This is a genomic window from Georhizobium profundi, assembly GCF_003952725.1.
Taxonomy (GTDB): domain Bacteria; phylum Pseudomonadota; class Alphaproteobacteria; order Rhizobiales; family Rhizobiaceae; genus Georhizobium; species Georhizobium profundi.
In genome coordinates this window covers 4,233,412-4,250,000 of sequence record NZ_CP032509.1, presented here as the reverse complement: position 1 = coordinate 4,250,000, position 16,589 = coordinate 4,233,412, and the positions used below count along the sequence as shown (strand labels likewise).

Genomic DNA, 16,589 nt, shown 5'->3' with positions numbered 1-16,589 from the left:
TATAGGGTCTGACGCCTGCCCGGTGCTGGAAGGTTAAGAGGAGGGGTGCAAGCTCTGAATCGAAGCCCCAGTAAACGGCGGCCGTAACTATAACGGTCCTAAGGTAGCGAAATTCCTTGTCGGGTAAGTTCCGACCTGCACGAATGGCGTAACGACTTCCCCGCTGTCTCCAACGCAGACTCAGTGAAATTGAATTCCCCGTGAAGATGCGGGGTTCCTGCGGTCAGACGGAAAGACCCCGTGCACCTTTACTATAGCTTTACACTGGCATTCGTGTCGGCATGTGTAGGATAGGTGGTAGGCTTTGAAGCGTGGGCGCCAGCTCGCGTGGAGCCATCCTTGAAATACCACCCTTATCGTCATGGATGTCTAACCGCGGCCCGTCATCCGGGTCCGGGACAGTGTATGGTGGGTAGTTTGACTGGGGCGGTCGCCTCCTAAAGAGTAACGGAGGCGCGCGATGGTGGGCTCAGAACGGTCGGAAATCGTTCGTCGAGTGCAATGGCATAAGCCCGCCTGACTGCGAGACTGACAAGTCGAGCAGAGACGAAAGTCGGTCATAGTGATCCGGTGGTCCCGCGTGGAAGGGCCATCGCTCAACGGATAAAAGGTACGCCGGGGATAACAGGCTGATGACCCCCAAGAGTCCATATCGACGGGGTTGTTTGGCACCTCGATGTCGGCTCATCGCATCCTGGGGCTGGAGCAGGTCCCAAGGGTTTGGCTGTTCGCCAATTAAAGCGGTACGTGAGCTGGGTTCAGAACGTCGTGAGACAGTTCGGTCCCTATCTGCCGTGGGTGTAGGAATATTGAGAGGATCTGTCCCTAGTACGAGAGGACCGGGATGGACGTATCTCTGGTGGACCTGTTGTCGCGCCAGCGGCATAGCAGGGTAGCTATATACGGAAGGGATAACCGCTGAAGGCATCTAAGCGGGAAACCCACCTCGAAACGAGTGTTCCCTATCAGAGCCGTGGAAGACGACCACGTTGATAGGAGGCGTGTGGACGCGCAGCAATGCGTGAAGCTTAGCCTTACTAATAGCTCGATTGGCTTGATCGTTCTCATTGATCAATGATCATCATGTGCAGCAACGCTGCACATGAAATTGTCTGTCCTCACGCTGTCGCGTTCTTCGAACGCTACGCTCCGGACAGGGCGCGCCACAAGGCGCGACGGCCGCTTGGCCTTGCGGAAGCTTGACGCTTCCGTCTGGTGCCATACGGTTGCTCAAAGACGTGTTTGAAATTTAAGAAGAGCCTTGGCTCACCAGCTTCTCTGAACAACGCTTTTGCGCTTTGCCGACCTGGTGGTTCTGGCGGGGTGGCTGCACCCGGTCCCATTCCGAACCCGGCCGTGAAACGCCCCAGCGCCGATGGTACTTCGTCTTAAGACGCGGGAGAGTAGGTCGCCGCCAGGTCTGCAAATCGCAAAAGCTGCTTCTCATCACCAATATCGGCAAAAGCCGAGAACAAAGGCCGCAACACGCGGCCTTTTTTGCTTCCTAAACCCGGGAAACACCCCGGTAAACGCAAAAATAACCCGGGGTGGAGCAGCCCCCGCCGACCCGAACAAGGCATCCGCCTTCGAGGTACGGCAAAAAAAAACCGGCCATGACCGGAAAGCTCAAAAATAACGCGGGGTGGAGCAGCCCGGTAGCTCGTCAGGCTCATAACCTGAAGGTCGTAGGTTCAAATCCTACCCCCGCAACCAGCGTTATCGACAAGGCCTCAGTCGCAAGACTGGGGCTTTTTTGCATTCCAGCCTGCCCCAAAGCCAAGATCGCTGCAAGCTCGCCAACGAGCTCGATCTGCAGCCTGCCGTCCTCCGGGATCATCCGGATCGCAGACAGCAGAGAGCGGAGACGCTCCGCCGCTTCGACCTTCAATGCGTCGTCATTCAAGGACGCTCTGAGGTCAGTGACTTTGCGCCGGTAGAGTTCCGCAAGGCCGGGGTGGAGGCGAGGCGGCTCGGGCGCGGTTGGTTGCGTCCGCTTCAGCTGACGTTTGCGTTCTTCGAGTGACCGCAACTCTTCTCCCATCGCTTCCGAATAGAGACCGTTCTTCACGGCCGTGACGATATTAGCGATCTGACGTTCAACCTTTTGAAGCTCGGCATCCTGCCGCTGGCGGGCGGCATTCTCCTCGCCGCGCAACCTGTTCCATTCGCGCTGATACTCGCCGACGAATTCCGCAACGAGATCGGGATGAAGAAGGCTGTCGCGCAGCCCGTCGAGGACCGCCTCTTCGAGGCTGTCGCGGCGCATGGTCAGGCGGTTGTCGCAAGTACCGCGGTTGCGGACATTGGCGCAGCCATACTGGTGCTTGTTGACGAGGATAAAACCGCCACCACAAACCCCACACTCGATGATCCCGGAAAACAGATGGCGCGGGCGCCGTGCACGCTCGGACCTGATCGTGCTGCGATCCACGATAATTTGAGACCGGGCCTCGGTCTGACGGTCCTTGACCTCGTTCCAGAGCTCTTCTTCGATGATGCGCAGCTCCGGCACCTCCTCGACGATCCACTGCTCCGGCGGGTTCGGTCGTGCCTGCCGCCGGCCGGTGTCCGGGTCCTTGACGAAGCGCTGCCGGTTCCAGACGAGTTTGCCGGTGTAGAGCTCGTTATTGAGAAGCCCTGTACCGCGGCGCCAGTTGCCATAGATCGTCGACGCCCCCCAAGCTGTGCCGCGGGGGCCATCAATGCCCTGAAGGTTCAGTGCGGCTGCGATCGCTCGCGGGCTGCGCCCCGAGGCGAACTGGCCGAAGACCTGGCGGATGACGCTCGCTTCCTCGTCGTTGATGACGCGCTCGCCGGTCGTCGGCATGCCGTCGTTGCCGAGTGTGCGTACCACGTCATAGCCATAGGAGACGCCGCCGGCCGAGCGCTTCTGACGCACCCGGCCTTCGAGACCCCGATGGGTCTTCTGGGCGAGATCCTTGAGATAGAGCGCACTCATGGTTCCCTTGAGGCCGATGTGAAGCTCGGAGATCTCGCCTTCGGCGACCGTGACGAGCGGGATCGACCGGTAGGTCAGGAGCTTGTAGAGGGCAGCGATATGTTCCTGGTCGCGCGACAGCCGGTCGATGCTTTCGGCAAGCAGGATGTCGAACGCGCCATTGCGCGCGTCCTCGGTCAGTTTGCGGTAGCCCGGTCGGGACAACGTGGCGCCGCTGATCCCGTGGTCGGCATAGACTTCCGTCAGCTGCCAGCCTTCAAGATCGATGCGCTTCTGGCACAGGCGCACCTGGTCTTCGACCGACGTGCGGCTCTGCATGTCTGACGAGTAGCGGGCGTAGATGGCTGCTCGCATGGGACGCCCCCCATCATCCTTCCTCATGGCCATTATTCCACTTTCCCCCGAAAATGAGAATCGCGTTTTTTGCGGCAGTTGGTGCGGCCCGCGCGGCGGCGCTCGTAAATGAGATCCTGCCAGGCGGCTGACGCCTTTACGCTGCTCGCACGGTTGTAGTGCTTCTGAGCCATCTGCAGGGTGGAATGGCCGAGGACACCTGGCGTGATCGCGACATGGAGCGGGTCCTCCTCAGCGATCGAAGTCGCAGCAATGTCGCGAAATGCGTGCGGACGAAGGGTCTCGCCGAAGGCTCGGGCGGTGATGTTTGCAAGGTTCTCCTGCAAGCCTGCATAGGAGAGCGGGCCGCCCGTGCGGGAGGCCCAGAGAGCCTTGCTCTCGTTGCCGCGCAGAAGCGCCGGGCGGAACTCTGTCAGGTAGCGCTCAAGCGGGTCGAGGAGGTGATCGGGGAACGACCATTCGTGGGGCTTGCGGTCCTTGATGTCGTCGGGCTGGAAGATCAGCCGGGTGCCGTTCTCGTCGGTGACCAGATGGCGACCGATCTCGATGGCAACGAAGGTACGAAGCCGGAGCGGTCTTGCGATCAGGAGACCGACCATCAAGCCGTCCCGGAACCGGATCGGCCGTTCCCAGCCACCAGTGTCGGGCATGGACAGGGCCGCCGTCATCTCGGCATCTGCCCAAGCCGCGATCTCGGCAGCGGTTACACTCCGGCGAGGGTTCAGTTCGTGGGGATGAAGCTGCAGCAACCGGTTCGACGCATTCTTCAGCCACGTCCAGTCACGGTCGGGGTCGAGTGCAGTTGCAATAACATAGAGATCCTTGACGCGATCGGCCGTGCTGCGTCCCGAGATGCGCGCTTCCATCTCTTGCTTAAAGAGCCAAACAGTCTCGATGGAGATGCGGTCGGCAGGCGCACGATCGTCGAGTTGACGATTGCGATCGAGGAACGACAGCCAGTGGCCATAAGCCTGCTCGAACTTCGAACGCGTGCCATCGGCCCAGTCGCAACCGGCGCCGTCCTCATCGAAATGATCCTCCCCCTGCCGAAACAGAGCAGCCCAGGCATCGCGATCGGCTTTCGGCCAGAAGTTCCACTTCATGATCAGAGGCGCGCTCATTTGACTGCCCTCCGTACCTGAAGCACTTCGGTCTCGTAGCGCTCCGTCGCCCGCCAGGTCTCGAAAGGGGCGTAGAACTTGGTCGTCGTGTTGAGGTTCTTGTGTCCAAGGAGGCGTCTGACCGTCTCGTACTCTCCAGGATGCTTGTCGAGAAAGAGCAGCGCTGCGAGATGACGGAAGAGGTGGGCATTCATGACGATGCCCGTCTCGCGCTTGATCGTGCGGGAAATGTCCTGACCGAAACGCGAAGGGGTCCGCGCATTGCCATTGGTCTGCGTAAACAGTGCGTTGCCGGACGAGCCTTCGAGCTTCGGGCGCCAGGAATGGATGTAGCGATCGAGCAGTTTGCTTGTCTCGACCGAGAGGTCGATCGTGATCGGTTGCCGGTTCTTCACCTCCGATCCGGGGATTGCGATCGCAACCCGCTGCTCGCGGCCTTCGCCGCGCCAGGTCAGATGCTGGTCGATGGACAGCGACGACAGATTGCCGATCCGCATGGGGCAGGCAAGCAGGATGTCGATCGCTACGGCATGCATCACCATCAGCGCCTGGTTGCGGCCCGCATCCTTGACCTTGCCGGCCTTGCTGACGAGATGGCGGGGCAGGTCGAGCAAAAGATCGATATTGCGCTCGTCGCGAAACTGACCGAGGCGGTTGCGGTTTTTGTCGGTCATGCCGTCATAGGCGACGGAGACCTTCGCCTGGATCGACTTGAGGACCTTCTCGATGTCGCCAGACACGCGAACATGATAGCGGGCGACCGCGATCAGCTGCGCCATGATGGTGTGATGGGACGGCCGGTTGCCGCCGTCGCGCTCACGCAGATACCGGAGCCCCCGCTTGACGGTCTCAGGGTCGACGAGGTCGGACAACCCCAGCAACTCATCCGGTTTGACACCGCTCTTGACGAGAGCATCGGCGAACTGGCGCAGGCAAGCCCGAACGTTGCGAAGGCTGGTCGGCCGCAGTGCCTTGGCAGGCCCGTCGTCTTCTAGAAAGTCCACGGTCTCGAGGCGTGCGATCCAGGCCTCGATATCCGCCTGGAAGCTCGCCGGATAGGTGGAGAGGTCGCGGGTGAGGACACGCCGGCTCGGCGGCTTCGTCAGCGCAGGCAGTTCAGGGTGAACGCGCTCGGCGAGACCGTTCCAGGTCTGGCGGGTGATCTTCACGATCTTCTCCGGCTTCTTGGTCAGAACCTCCTTCGAAAGATGCTCTTCAAACCGCACCAGCACGTCGTCCGAAACGTCCGTCGGTTCGATCCCCTGGCTCGAGCAGAAATGGCTGAAGCGGCTCAGCGTGTAGGCTTGCCACTTCTGCGGCGTCGACTGGACGAGCGTCGCCCAGGCCGGCGAGCGCGGACGCTGACGCTTGCGGATGCGACAGGTCGTTACGGTCATCTCGATGGCGGCAACGAGACCCGACTTCACGTTGGCGAGGCGCTTGAGCGAGATCGACGCCTGGACAGGATGTATGTCGGCGAGACGGTTGCGCAGATCCTCGACGCTCGCCGGCAGGTCTTCAGGACTGCGATGAAGCAACCGTGCTGCCGTGCGGACGGCACTGACGAGGTCGCGACGCTTGGTCGTGGAGAGGTCCGTCTTCGCTTCGAGACGCGTGACGACGTCACCGAGCGTCATCGGCTTTTTGATGATCGAGTACTGATCAACGTACATGGCAAGAAGCTCCTTGTGCTCCAGAAATCTCTACTGTCGGGAGGCCACGACCGGCCGTCGGGAGACAGCTGCGGACAGGGGCTGACATTCGGGAAAGAAGGGACGTGAATTTAAACCCAAAGTTGGTGGAGGCGCTTTCCCGATACCTCGGGAAAGCGTGACGGGAGCGGCCCTTAGAGGACATTGAGGCCAAGACCGTAGCGGCGGGCCTGAAGGAAGGCTTCCAGGTCGGCACGAGGAATGCGAACCTGGCTGCCGACCTTGAAGGCGGGCAGCATCTTGGCCTTGATCCAGCGGCGCACAGTGCGGTCACTGACCTTCAGCAACTCGGCTGTGTCCTCGATTGTGTAGAAAAGCTGGCGGGGATTGGTAAAACGGTCAGCCATTGTGGCCTCCTTCACAGGGTGTGTTGATCCCCGTTGCAAAGGCGTCGCGCGCAGCCTGGCGCGCCATCAGTCGAACGAGTTCGACCAACGCCGGCGAGGGCTTCGATGAGGAGGACTGGGCGGAAGGGCGGGGAGGCCGCGTCGATGCTGCCTCGGCTACATCTGTAGCGTCAGAAGCATCGGACGGCTTGCAAGCCCTGGATCCTGAAGACGGCGAATTGGCCATCGCTCTCATCCATCGACATCTGGGCGCGAGGCCCGGCAACGAGATGGATCAGGCAGAGGCAGGAAAACGCAGCACATGGGCATGACGCAACCGCCGGATCGCCTGATCCGGTGAGTTGCATTCAAATGCCCTCTGTCGACTGATGTCGGGTGAGTGCTGCTGAACGACTACGGAATTGTTAGCTCCGATGCCATCGTATAGCGTGCAATAATACGCCTTGCAACAGTCTTAAATCTCTTTCCTTATGTAGTTCCAAGTGTTTGACAACGTATAATTGGTGAAGGGCGCCGAGATCTGCCGGCGCCCTTCGTTGAGGCTTAGCGACGATAGGTCGGTCCACAACCTGTCGTATTCGGGACGAGCAAGTTGTACAGGCGCGAAATGACCTGAAACTGCGCCTGTGCCTCGTCGCGTTCCTCACGCGTGACAGTGGGGCGGCTTGGCCAGGGCCGGTCCTCGTTGTCCCTGGCCACCCGCATCAAACTCCGCAGCAATTCCATGTGAAGCTCCTTCTTGATGTTCTTCCTGAAAATTAATCGTCGAGATCAAGCGCACGGCGGCCAGGGCCGATCACGGCGGCGTCCGCACGCTCACGAGCGAGACGCCTTTGCTTTGCTTCCTCAAGGCGCTCTTGATGAAGTCGCTCCGCTTCGTACCGGTCATACTGCTCTTGCATCCGCTGCTGCCGTGCCGCATGTGCTTCAGCTTCGGCTGCTTCCCTGATCACACGCTGACGTCGACGCTCGGCAAGCTCTTCCGCCGCTACACGGGCGCGCTCTGCGTTGAGCGCCTGCACTTCTTCCTGGGTCCAGACGCGGATCCGCGGCATCAGGCGATCTCCCCGCTTGAGGACGCACGAAACCCGGCGATCGCCTGGCAATCAGCATCCCTGAAAAGCTGTATCTTGATGTGCAAAGCGGCCACTCCCCGGGGACAGAAGCCCGCGGTGCGCCCCCGCGAACATGCCCTTGATCCTGGTGATCGGGGAGTTCGAAACCGTGATAGACGGCCCTGCGACCTTTAGTTCGGAGAACCTGGACATACGTCGCAGGCTCCCCGACCATAAGGTCAAGGAGTCCAGTATCATTCCGGAGATACTGATCCGCTATCAGGGGTTTCGAAGCCCCAGCGCATGCGTATGCGCCAGAATCTTGATGCTGGAGGGGGAAGGGGAAGTCAAGGGAGTACTTTTGAGGCAGGCTCGCGGTCAGTCCGGTTGGGGAATGCTCGACGAGCCGCCGTTCAGCAAGCGAAACCTTTAAAGACATCAAAGAAGCATCGGGGGAGTTCTGGGCCTTCGGCGTGATAGCGAGCTACGGGCCACAGGTTGAAGACACATTCGAAAATGTCCGCAGGCTCGGACTTGCCATTGTTTTAGGCGAGATTAGGTCCACGATTCTTTCGGGAAACGGTCGAGATTTGGGTCGGAATGCGCCAAGCCGCAATCGCTAGGCTCCATAAGCGCGTCGCATTACCGGTGCGAACTGAGACACAGTTCCCTATCGAACAGGCAAATCATCCCACGTAACTGCTTGAGCACGATTACGAGCAATGATGTGGCGGCTGACCACAAACAACAACGCACTCGCCACAAAACAGTAGCCGCCCATGACGGCTATCTGGGTCGGGTATGCAACGCCGATGTCGATCAGATAACCGGTCAGTCCGGGTCCTGCTGAAGTCGCGAAGACAAGAATCGCGATCACGACCGAGCGCACCGCTCCGAGGTGTCGGGTGCCGTACATCTCCGGCCAAACTGCGCCCATCAAAGTGCTTGAAAAGCCGTAGGAAACACCAAGCAGCAGCATGAAGATGAGGCCAGACATTTGGGCATCCCACGAAGCAAGGACAAAACAAGAGGCCCCAAGCGGTATCAGAAAGATCGGCAATAGCCGGATGGCGGTGAAACGGTCGATCAACTGTCCACTGATCAGTGAGAACGTCACTGTCATTGCAGACATGGCGACGAAATAGCCTGCAAATACCGTAAGCGACCAGCCGCGCAGTTCCACGAGATAGACCTGGTGAAAGAAGATCGTAGTACCGATGAAACCCGGCGCCAATACGCCCAAGCAGGTCAGCCAGAAAATCGGATCGCGAAGCACTTCTCCCCGCGTCCAGTGACGTTCGGCACCCCGCTTTACCACGCCATCGCTCGATCGCGGCTGACGCTCTATCCGCATCAAGCTGACGATGACTGGGAGACCCACGAGAAGCAGCAAAGCGGCGGCCATTAGCCAAGTCGACCGCCAGCCTACCCAAGCGGTGGCCGCAACGAAAAGTATAGGCAGGACCGCTTCTCCAGCCTGGTGTCCAATAACGGTCAGCGACATCGCCCGACCGCGCTGAGCGGCGTACCAACGCCCGATGGCGGTCAAGGCGTTGTGTGTCATCATACCTTGGCCGAGGAGTCTGAGCGCGTAGATGACAATGATCAGCGCGACGATTGAATTCGAATACGCCATGGCAATCGATGCACATGCCAAAAGTGGAATGTTTACGGAAGCCACGGCGGCGGCTGAATAACGATCTACCGTCTTGCCGATCAACGGCAATGTCAGGGCACTAGCAAACGTCGCAAGCATGTAGATCCCGCCGAACTCACCATGCGAGAGATCATATTCTGAGCGAATGCCGCTCGACGACAGCGAAATGAAGAACGTCTGGCCGAAGCTCGAAAAAAACGTTAGCAGAAATGCGCCACCGAGCCAGCGCATATTCTCGGCAATGAACTGAAGGAAGGGCATGCGTGTCTCGCGCAGTGGGAGAAGCACTCTGCCTAGACCTTATGTGGCATTGGCTGCAAGGCGCAGGATTGAATGATCGGGTGAAGAGCAAAAGCTATCGCGTCAAAGGTGATGAAGGGGCGTCATCGAATATGGGTTTCTGATGCCCACGCGATCTGAAGCCTTGAGAGCTACCGAAACCTGGTGTCTCGAACCGACGGCCTTTGATCCCATTCACTGCATTTTAGGGTTCTCGACTGAAGGATCAATTTCAGTGTGCAGCGGAGCATATCCTCTCGAAGGCGAGACTCTGGGTGAACAACAGGATCCATTATCCTGCTCTTGACGGAATTCGCGCCATTGCGGCTCTGGCAGTGGTGGGATTTCACGCGCGTATGGACGGCGCGCTGGGAGGCTTCATCGGCGTCGACATATTCTTCGTGTTAAGCGGCTATCTTATCACCCACGCACTCCGCTCTGAATTGCAGATTCACGGAATGATCGACCTGAAGTCGTTCTTTGTCCGGCGGATAGCACGGCTTTGGCCCGCTCTGGTTTTTGTCACTTCGGTGGTTGTGCTTCTAGGCGCTGTTTATTGGTCGCATTTAAGACCGGATCAAGAATTTCTCTTGAGCGTTTTCTATCTCAGCAGCTACTCCAAGGCCATTTTCGATGCGCCCGATTTTATGCAGCATACCTGGTCACTTTCCGTGGAGGTATACTTCTATCTCGCATGGCCCATATTGATCATCTACAGTCGAGGACTGAGCGACCGTCATCTACTGATCATTCTGATGGTGATATTTGTTATTGCAACGGGCTGGCGATTTGCATCCATCCATACGGCAGAATGGCAAGCCGTCTATTATCGCGCTGACACGAGGTTGTCTGGGCTTGTTTTGGGCGGCGTATTAGCGACTTTAGGTCCGCAAAAAATGAAACAGTCTTCGTCATGTGGACTGATTGCACTGATAATTTTGATTGCAGCGGCTGCGGCACTGCGCTGGGGCTCTCCAATCAGTTTGTCAGCCGGCGGGTTCATTGCAGAAATTGGCGCGTTCGCGTTGATCCTGGCCGCACTGAATTCTGCCGATAGACTGCAACCGTTTCTCACCTCCTGGCCAATGACGTCGCTCGGCCTCTACTCCTACTCCTTATATCTCTGGCACTATCCAATTATCCGGCTGTTACGGGACTTTGACATGCAGGGCGGGCGGATGATGGTGATAACACTGCTCATTTCGATCCCGATCGCGGCATTGACCTACCACGCGATTGAAAGACCGTTCATTCGGTGGGCGAAAACCAGCAAACGCCGGTTGGCGCACCAGGTCTGACGGCGAATCCTTGCGTAGGTGAGCAGGGTTTTGCGGATGTCATACGATAGATGGAAGGCGCGTTTACCGGCCTAGCGGTCAATGTAAATGCCATCGCCTATCCGAGCGGCCAACCAGGCATCCCGAACATCAGGCACATTTCACGCATTTGAGCGCTGCAGGATCGATTTCCAAGCGTCGCATGCCAATGAATTCGCCACAGTCGACACAGTAGCCATAGTCGGCCTTAGCCATCCGGCGAAGCGCCATTTCGAGCGCAACGAGACGGGCTTTGCGCCGCTGCTCGACCGCAACAGCCATCGCCTGTATCTGCAGTGAATCCATGCGCGACAATCGACCTACAGACTGTTGATCCAGTTCCACGGGCCGCCGGTCGACATCGGTGGCGTCAGAACGCGCCAACAGCTCAGCACGCTCAGCTTCCACCCTTGGCTGAAAGATCGCGATCAGCTCGCCAGGTTCTCGTTCCATGGCTTCACCGGAACAGAACAACGGGGATCTTACAAGATTGCATCATCGCTGCAGTCGTCGAACCAATGATCATCGATCGAATGCGCGAATGGCCGTAGGCACCCATGACAAGCAGATCGATCGAATCTTTCTCAACCACATCGGTGATGACCTTTTCAGGCTGGCCTTGAGCTATTTCCAAGGAAACCTGACGTCCACCCGCCTTCAAGACCGCTTGAGCGCCCTCAAGACCAGAACGAACCTCAGGCGTTTCGCTTCCGACTGTCAAAAGTTTGATCGCAAGCCCGTCAAACAATGGCGCCTGCGCCACATGATTGACTGCCTTCAATGCACTCGCGCCACCGTCATAGGCGATTAAAACGCGTTCAATCGGCCGAAACGCACGCGCAGCCACGAAGACTGGCTTTGTCGCCGCTCGCGCGATCCGCTCCAGATTTGATCCGAGATGAAGTTTGGCAAAATCAGCCGCTTCGCCGCGTTTGCCAATCACTATGCCACGTGAACCAGGCTCTGCCTCGCTCACGGCTTCCAACAGATCACCATGCCGCAATCGAGCTGTGACTTCCTTCACACCCGCGGTTCGAAGAATCGCCTCCGCGTCTTCGAGCAGAGCACGGCCACGCTTCACCGCCAGCTTCGCTCTTTGCTCATCGAGATCTGAAAGCTCTTCCAGAAGTGCCGTACGAGCGCCAAGAGCGATGGAACCAGAAAGGTCTGAACTAGCAACCTCCCGCCGTCCGAGAACGTGCAGCAATTCGACCGGGGCTTCTGTCCGAAGCGAGATCCAGGCGGCGCTTTCACACACGCTTTTCGAGTAAATTGAGCCGTCAATCAGTGCGATCAGCTTATCGGTCATACTGTTCTCCTCGTAGGCATAAAGCGCAGTTCAACACTCAATGGGACATGAGCCTATCAAGGGCTCCCGGTTTGTCGTGGATGGCCAGACGATCGACGAGTGTCTCACTCGCCTCATTCATCCCGATGATCTCGACCTCAGCACCATCCCGGCGAAACTTCAGAACCGCCATGTCGAGGGCTGCGATGCTCGAAATGTCCCAAATGTGGGCACCTGCCACATCGATGGTGACCTTGTCGACCGCCTCTTTGAAGTCGAAGGCGGCCATGAAGTCTTCTGCCGAAGCAAAGAAAAGTTGGCCTTCGATGATGTAACTGCGATGGCGCCCATCGTCACTAAGATGGGATCTCACGCCGAACAACTGCGCGATCTTCCAGGCAAAGAATATTCCAGAAAGCAGAACGCCGACAATGACGCCATAAGCAAGATTGTGGGTTACGACGACAGTCACGACCGTCGCCAGCATCACCATCGATGAAGATCGTGGGTGGTCCCTCAAGTTTTTGATGGACGACCATGAGAAGGTGCCGATCGAGACCATGATCATGATGGCGACGAGTGCGGCCATCGGTATCTGGCTGACGAGATCACCAAGGACGAGCACCATGAAGAGCAGATAGACGCCCGCTGCAAAGCTCGAAAGACGGCCGCGTCCGCCAGATTTTACGTTGATGATCGATTGGCCGATCATAGCGCAGCCCGCCATCCCGCCAATGAAGCCGGTCGCGGTATTCGCAATGCCCTGTCCGATACACTCTTGGTTTCGATTTGAACCGGTATCAGTCAGATCGTCAACGATCTGCGCAGTCATGAGAGACTCAAGAAGCCCAACGACAGCGACTGCCGCCGAATATGGCAGGATGATCATGAGGGTTTCAAAGGTTAGCGGGATATCTGGAATCAGAAATATCGGCAGGGTCGACGGCAGCTGGCCCATGTCGCCGACGGTCCGAACATCGAAGCCGAAGACCATCGTCACCGCTGTCAGAACCACGAGAGCGACCAGCGGAGACGGAACTGCTTTTGTGAGATATGGAAACAGATAGATGATGGCCAGACCCACAGCGACCATCACGTATGTGAGATTCGGCACGCCGACGAGTTCGGGTATCTGTGCCATGAAGATCAGGATCGCGAGCGCGTTCACAAAGCCTGTCATCACAGAACGAGAAACAAACCGCATGACTGCGCCGAGTTTCAAGAAACCTGCCGCGATCTGTAACAATCCGGCCAAAACGGTAGCCGCCAACAGATATTGAAGGCCATGATCTCGCACGAGCGTGATCATCAGCACAGCTGTCGCGGCGGTGGCGGCCGATATCATTCCGGGCCTGCCACCGACAAAAGCGATCAAAACCGCAATCGAAAACGATGCGTAGAGGCCCACTTGCGGATCTACACCCGCGATAATGGAAAAGGCTATGGCTTCGGGGATCAGCGCCAGCGCTACCACAATGCCCGCAAGCAAATCGCCGCGTACATTTCCGAACCATTGCGCGCGATAAGCGGACAAGGAGTTCATTTCAATCCTGGAATTTTCAAAATCATGTGCGGCGGGGAGGACGCCGCATGACAAATCGTCAATCGATTTCGTTGTCCGGCGGGTCGGCGGCCGGAGGAGCCACCCGGGCTTTCACCGGGTCCAAGCGAGTACGCCTCCCTTAACCCTGCCTAAGCGATAGCGCAACATCCCTTGAATGCCGATCGCAGTTCAATGGGTAACGGTGGTTGCAATGCGCGCACCATTGCGTTTATTGATGCTGCGAACGGACCCGTCCAACGGGTGGCTACTCCGAGCGCCTATCCCTCGGCAATCTTTGATCGACCAAGAGGGTGAGATCCGGTGAGCGATTGGCTCCCAATCTCCCCGTACTTCGCCTCTTCCTTCGGCGGCGATCGATCGATGAATACTGCTGGCAGCGAAGACCGGTCCGGCAGTCCTTTAGAAAATCATTGAATGAAAACGATCTCTTCGAGGGCCAATCCTCAGCCGATTCATATGCTATTTTTTGCAATCTTCGCGGTGTTGCTGTGTCTGTTGCTGTTGGCGCTTACAGCCCCAACAGATTTTGTGGAGACGCTGGTACGCGAGGGCGGTTTGGTCGAGACCCTCTCAGCCGCTGGCTATCTCGTCGTAATCGCCTCCCTGGTCCGCGAAACCACTGCGAAATTTTTGCGCCAACACTGGTATTTCCTCATTATCCCGATGGCGATGTGCCTGCGTGAACTCGATTTCCATAATTTGTGGACGACCACGAGTATCACCCGATTGGACTTCTATTTGTCGTCCATTGTGCCCGCTCACGAAAAGCTGGCAGCCATCCTGATGATCGCCATTATTGCCTTCTCGGGCTGCGTAATGTTCGCCAGGCATTGGAAGAGTTTTTGGAATGGATTGGTGATTGGCAATCCGGTCGCGATCGCAATTGGCCTTGCTGGCCTTGCCGTCGTCGCGTCCAAAACGCTGGATGGGCTACCACGAAAACTCGCAGAAATCGGAATCGGATCGAATGTTGATTTCGCGGTCACTGCAAATGCGGTTGAAGAAATTCTAGAGCTGGGAATTCCCCTGTTCTTGATGGCAGCTGTTTTTGCCTACTACCCTACCCCCCGCGTCAGAACGCAGCATCGCGACATAGGGTGAATCAGTGAGGCGTCGTGAGCGAGGCGGGTCAGCAATGGATGCTCTCTTGGTGGCTCCCACAATGAGATCACCGGCTCCACTGACATCCGCCAAGTTGATTTCTAACATGTCAGTGTTTTCACTCACCTAGGAGGCTGATTTGGCTCAGGCTATGCCACAAGGCATCTTTTTAGTAGATGGCGGCCATTACGACAGACTGAAGTCGACATTCGCCACCCCGTTGGATCTAACGCTTCTGAGAAACAAAGTTCTCCCAGATCATCCGTCTGCTCGATCAATTTATTTCCGCGACATCCGAGATGCTAGTGAAGAGGATCGACAGCGGGGCCTATTTGGCTGGCTGAGGCACAATCGGTACGAAATAAAGGGCCGACACTTCAATCAAGACGCCGACATGCCGAGAGAGCGATATGGTACCAACCTCGTGGAATTGGCCGTGGAAGCTCTCTCAATTTCCCAACCCGGGGACACGGTCGCCCTCGTCGCTTCTGACCATAAGCTGGAGCCCTTGCTCCGACGGCTTTTAGCATCGGGGATTGAGTGCATTCTTGTGTCGACCCTCAACGCGCCCAAAACGATCGCTCCATCGTTGAGCCTCGTCGATGCCGCCAGCCGCTTTGTCGACATCGCCGAATTCGAGATGAATATAGCCTATGGCACGTGATGCCGAGATGGCCAAAGCGGTCGCGCCAGCGCGTCGTGGACGCATTGAAGGGAAACCATGAGCAAGTATTTCGAAGAGCTCGATTATTGCCCTACTGCGATCGGCGCATTGAGCCTGCGAAGACGTCTTGAACCTTTGGTCGGTCATGATGTGATCGAACTGAAGCTGGGTGATGAATTTTTAATGTCCAGCCTCTTCACGGCGTCTGAAGTCGCGCTGGCCAACCTTGCGCTCGACGCTCACAAGGGAGATGCGCTTCAGATCGCACTGGGTGGGCTTGGTCTCGGATATACGGCTAAAGCAGCCCTTGATCACAGGAAAACAACGTCGCTAACGGTTATCGAATTTCTCGATCCTATCGTGCGTTGGCATCGAGAAGAGATTTTACCTCTGGGGGCAGAGCTTTTCACCGATCCACGTTGCCAGATCATTGTCGGTGACTTCTTTGCCCTCTCCGACAGCGTAAACGGCTTTGACGCGTCGAATCCCGGACGCCAGTATGATGTGATCCTGATCGATATTGACCATTCTCCCAATCATCATCTCAATCCGGTATCCGCACCGTTTTATAGCCAAGGCGGTCTCGAACGCCTTAGAAACCATCTCAACCCTGGAGGCGTTGTTGGTCTGTGGTCTGATGATCGACCGGACGACGATTTTCTGGCGGTCCTAAGGGCGACATTCAGCGAAGCATGGCCCGAACCCGTGACGTTCGATAATCCATTACTGCGGACACCGTATACTCAGACGGTATATCTCGCGAAAAATCATGAGATCTAAGATTTGATGGCGCGATACCCCTTTATGGAGATTTTGCCGCTTGAGGCATCGACCATGCGCGCAACACCATCGCTGAATGGCGGCAGGACTTCAACACCCAAGGCCACTCCTCTCTCGGCCACCAGAGCTCGGCGGGCTTTCGCCGGAACTTCGCGTCACCCGTGTATTGAGACTGCGAACGGACCTGTAAAGCAGGTGGCTTATCAAGTGCCGACTCCTGGGCCATCTTGAAGCACTTTTCGTTACTTTGGGCACCTATCAACTCAAGCATTTAAGCCCATTTTGACGAGAGATTTATGATTTAAACTGATTTCAAAACGATCGCTATCGTGTATATATCGGATTATTTCCATATAATAGTATTATCTCTATTATCTATCACAAATATAGGC

Annotated in this window: 13 protein-coding genes, 1 tRNA gene, 2 rRNA genes and 2 other annotated features (1 of these 18 running past the window's edge); of the genes, 7 read left to right on the top strand and 9 right to left on the bottom strand. The window is 57.2% G+C overall.

Annotated elements, in window-relative coordinates:
• From D5400_RS20510 to D5400_RS20500, 3 genes are all read left to right on the top strand, one after another.
• Window positions 1-1,062 (top strand): 23S ribosomal RNA (locus D5400_RS20510) (it extends 1,739 nt beyond the left edge of the window).
• Window positions 1,063-1,305: 243 nt separating this feature from the next.
• Window positions 1,306-1,420, top strand: a 5S ribosomal RNA gene (gene rrf, locus D5400_RS20505).
• Window positions 1,421-1,636: 216 nt separating this feature from the next.
• Window positions 1,637-1,713: transfer RNA gene (locus D5400_RS20500), tRNA-Met, on the top strand.
• Here the strand turns inward: D5400_RS20500 and D5400_RS21925 are convergent.
• The 6 genes from D5400_RS21925 to D5400_RS20465 form a co-directional block, all read right to left on the bottom strand.
• Complete coding sequence (locus tag D5400_RS21925; RefSeq protein WP_425364940.1) at window positions 1,670-3,277, bottom strand: recombinase family protein; 1,608 nt, start codon at window positions 3,275-3,277, stop codon at window positions 1,670-1,672. The genes D5400_RS20500 and D5400_RS21925 overlap by 44 nt on opposite strands.
• Window positions 3,278-3,345: 68 nt before the next feature.
• Window positions 3,346-4,434: a tyrosine-type recombinase/integrase gene (locus D5400_RS20490; RefSeq protein WP_126012250.1), complete on the bottom strand. Its 1,089-nt coding sequence runs from the start codon at window positions 4,432-4,434 to the stop codon at window positions 3,346-3,348.
• Window positions 4,431-6,107 carry a site-specific integrase gene (locus D5400_RS20485; protein WP_126012247.1) on the bottom strand — a complete coding sequence of 559 codons (1,677 nt, stop codon included), beginning with the start codon at window positions 6,105-6,107 and terminating at the stop codon, window positions 4,431-4,433. The genes D5400_RS20490 and D5400_RS20485 overlap by 4 nt, the downstream gene beginning before the upstream one ends.
• 173 nt (window positions 6,108-6,280) lie before the next feature.
• Window positions 6,281-6,493: a helix-turn-helix domain-containing protein gene (locus tag D5400_RS20480; protein ID WP_126012244.1), complete on the bottom strand. Its 213-nt coding sequence runs from the start codon at window positions 6,491-6,493 to the stop codon at window positions 6,281-6,283.
• A gap of 758 nt (window positions 6,494-7,251) precedes the next feature.
• A complete protein-coding gene (locus D5400_RS20475) occupies window positions 7,252-7,548 on the bottom strand; it encodes a hypothetical protein (RefSeq protein WP_126012241.1) in 297 nt (98 codons plus the stop codon).
• Window positions 7,549-8,218: 670 nt separating this feature from the next.
• Window positions 8,219-9,466 carry an MFS transporter gene (locus D5400_RS20465; protein ID WP_126012238.1) on the bottom strand — a complete coding sequence of 416 codons (1,248 nt, stop codon included), beginning with the start codon at window positions 9,464-9,466 and terminating at the stop codon, window positions 8,219-8,221.
• 293 nt (window positions 9,467-9,759) lie between these two features.
• Here D5400_RS20465 and D5400_RS20460 point away from each other — a divergent pair, with 293 nt between their 5' ends.
• Window positions 9,760-10,782 carry an acyltransferase family protein gene (locus tag D5400_RS20460; RefSeq protein WP_164527984.1) on the top strand — a complete coding sequence of 341 codons (1,023 nt, stop codon included), beginning with the start codon at window positions 9,760-9,762 and terminating at the stop codon, window positions 10,780-10,782.
• A gap of 129 nt (window positions 10,783-10,911) precedes the next feature.
• Here D5400_RS20460 and D5400_RS20455 read toward each other — a convergent pair whose 3' ends face one another.
• From D5400_RS20455 to D5400_RS20445, 3 genes are read right to left on the bottom strand one after another with little or no spacing between them, the layout of a single operon-like run.
• A complete protein-coding gene (locus tag D5400_RS20455) occupies window positions 10,912-11,253 on the bottom strand; it encodes a TraR/DksA family transcriptional regulator (RefSeq protein WP_126012232.1) in 342 nt (113 codons plus the stop codon).
• 4 nt (window positions 11,254-11,257) lie between these two features.
• Window positions 11,258-12,109: a universal stress protein gene (locus D5400_RS20450; protein WP_126012229.1), complete on the bottom strand. Its 852-nt coding sequence runs from the start codon at window positions 12,107-12,109 to the stop codon at window positions 11,258-11,260.
• A 37-nt stretch (window positions 12,110-12,146) separates the two neighbouring features.
• Window positions 12,147-13,631 (bottom strand): SulP family inorganic anion transporter, encoded by a 1,485-nt coding sequence (locus tag D5400_RS20445; RefSeq protein WP_126012226.1) that lies wholly within the window; start codon window positions 13,629-13,631, stop codon window positions 12,147-12,149.
• 69 nt (window positions 13,632-13,700) lie between these two features.
• Window positions 13,701-13,756 (bottom strand) — a sequence feature (sul1 is cis-regulatory element that is thought to sense ions involved in sulfur or methionine metabolism; They are found in Alphaproteobacteria).
• A 118-nt stretch (window positions 13,757-13,874) separates the two neighbouring features.
• Window positions 13,875-13,926, top strand: a sequence feature (sul1 is cis-regulatory element that is thought to sense ions involved in sulfur or methionine metabolism; They are found in Alphaproteobacteria).
• A gap of 140 nt (window positions 13,927-14,066) precedes the next feature.
• Between D5400_RS20445 and D5400_RS20440 the strand changes: the two genes are divergently transcribed.
• From D5400_RS20440 to D5400_RS20430, 3 genes are all read left to right on the top strand, one after another.
• Window positions 14,067-14,753: a hypothetical protein gene (locus D5400_RS20440; protein WP_126012223.1), complete on the top strand. Its 687-nt coding sequence runs from the start codon at window positions 14,067-14,069 to the stop codon at window positions 14,751-14,753.
• A gap of 139 nt (window positions 14,754-14,892) precedes the next feature.
• Window positions 14,893-15,417, top strand: coding sequence for an NYN domain-containing protein (locus D5400_RS20435; RefSeq protein WP_245451375.1), 525 nt, complete (start codon window positions 14,893-14,895; stop codon window positions 15,415-15,417).
• Between the two features lie 57 nt (window positions 15,418-15,474).
• Window positions 15,475-16,197 carry a spermidine synthase gene (locus tag D5400_RS20430; protein WP_126012220.1) on the top strand — a complete coding sequence of 241 codons (723 nt, stop codon included), beginning with the start codon at window positions 15,475-15,477 and terminating at the stop codon, window positions 16,195-16,197.
• Window positions 16,198-16,589 lie beyond the last annotated feature (392 nt).

What these genes read in the sequence shown, in the direction of transcription:
- D5400_RS20465 (WP_126012238.1), bottom strand. Translation starts at nt 9,466, where the DNA reads ATGCCCTTCCTTCAGTTCATTGCCGAGAATATGCGCTGGCTCGGTGGC.
- D5400_RS20450 (WP_126012229.1), bottom strand. Translation starts at nt 12,109, where the DNA reads ATGACCGATAAGCTGATCGCACTGATTGACGGCTCAATTTACTCGAAA.
- D5400_RS20440 (WP_126012223.1), top strand. Translation starts at nt 14,067, where the DNA reads ATGAAAACGATCTCTTCGAGGGCCAATCCTCAGCCGATTCATATGCTA.
- D5400_RS20475 (WP_126012241.1), bottom strand. Translation starts at nt 7,548, where the DNA reads ATGCCGCGGATCCGCGTCTGGACCCAGGAAGAAGTGCAGGCGCTCAAC.
- D5400_RS20430 (WP_126012220.1), top strand. Translation starts at nt 15,475, where the DNA reads ATGAGCAAGTATTTCGAAGAGCTCGATTATTGCCCTACTGCGATCGGC.
- D5400_RS20445 (WP_126012226.1), bottom strand. Translation starts at nt 13,631, where the DNA reads ATGAACTCCTTGTCCGCTTATCGCGCGCAATGGTTCGGAAATGTACGC.
- D5400_RS21925 (WP_425364940.1), bottom strand. Translation starts at nt 3,277, where the DNA reads ATGCAGAGCCGCACGTCGGTCGAAGACCAGGTGCGCCTGTGCCAGAAG.
- D5400_RS20485 (WP_126012247.1), bottom strand. Translation starts at nt 6,107, where the DNA reads ATGTACGTTGATCAGTACTCGATCATCAAAAAGCCGATGACGCTCGGT.
- D5400_RS20455 (WP_126012232.1), bottom strand. Translation starts at nt 11,253, where the DNA reads ATGGAACGAGAACCTGGCGAGCTGATCGCGATCTTTCAGCCAAGGGTG.
- D5400_RS20480 (WP_126012244.1), bottom strand. Translation starts at nt 6,493, where the DNA reads ATGGCTGACCGTTTTACCAATCCCCGCCAGCTTTTCTACACAATCGAG.
- D5400_RS20490 (WP_126012250.1), bottom strand. Translation starts at nt 4,434, where the DNA reads ATGAGCGCGCCTCTGATCATGAAGTGGAACTTCTGGCCGAAAGCCGAT.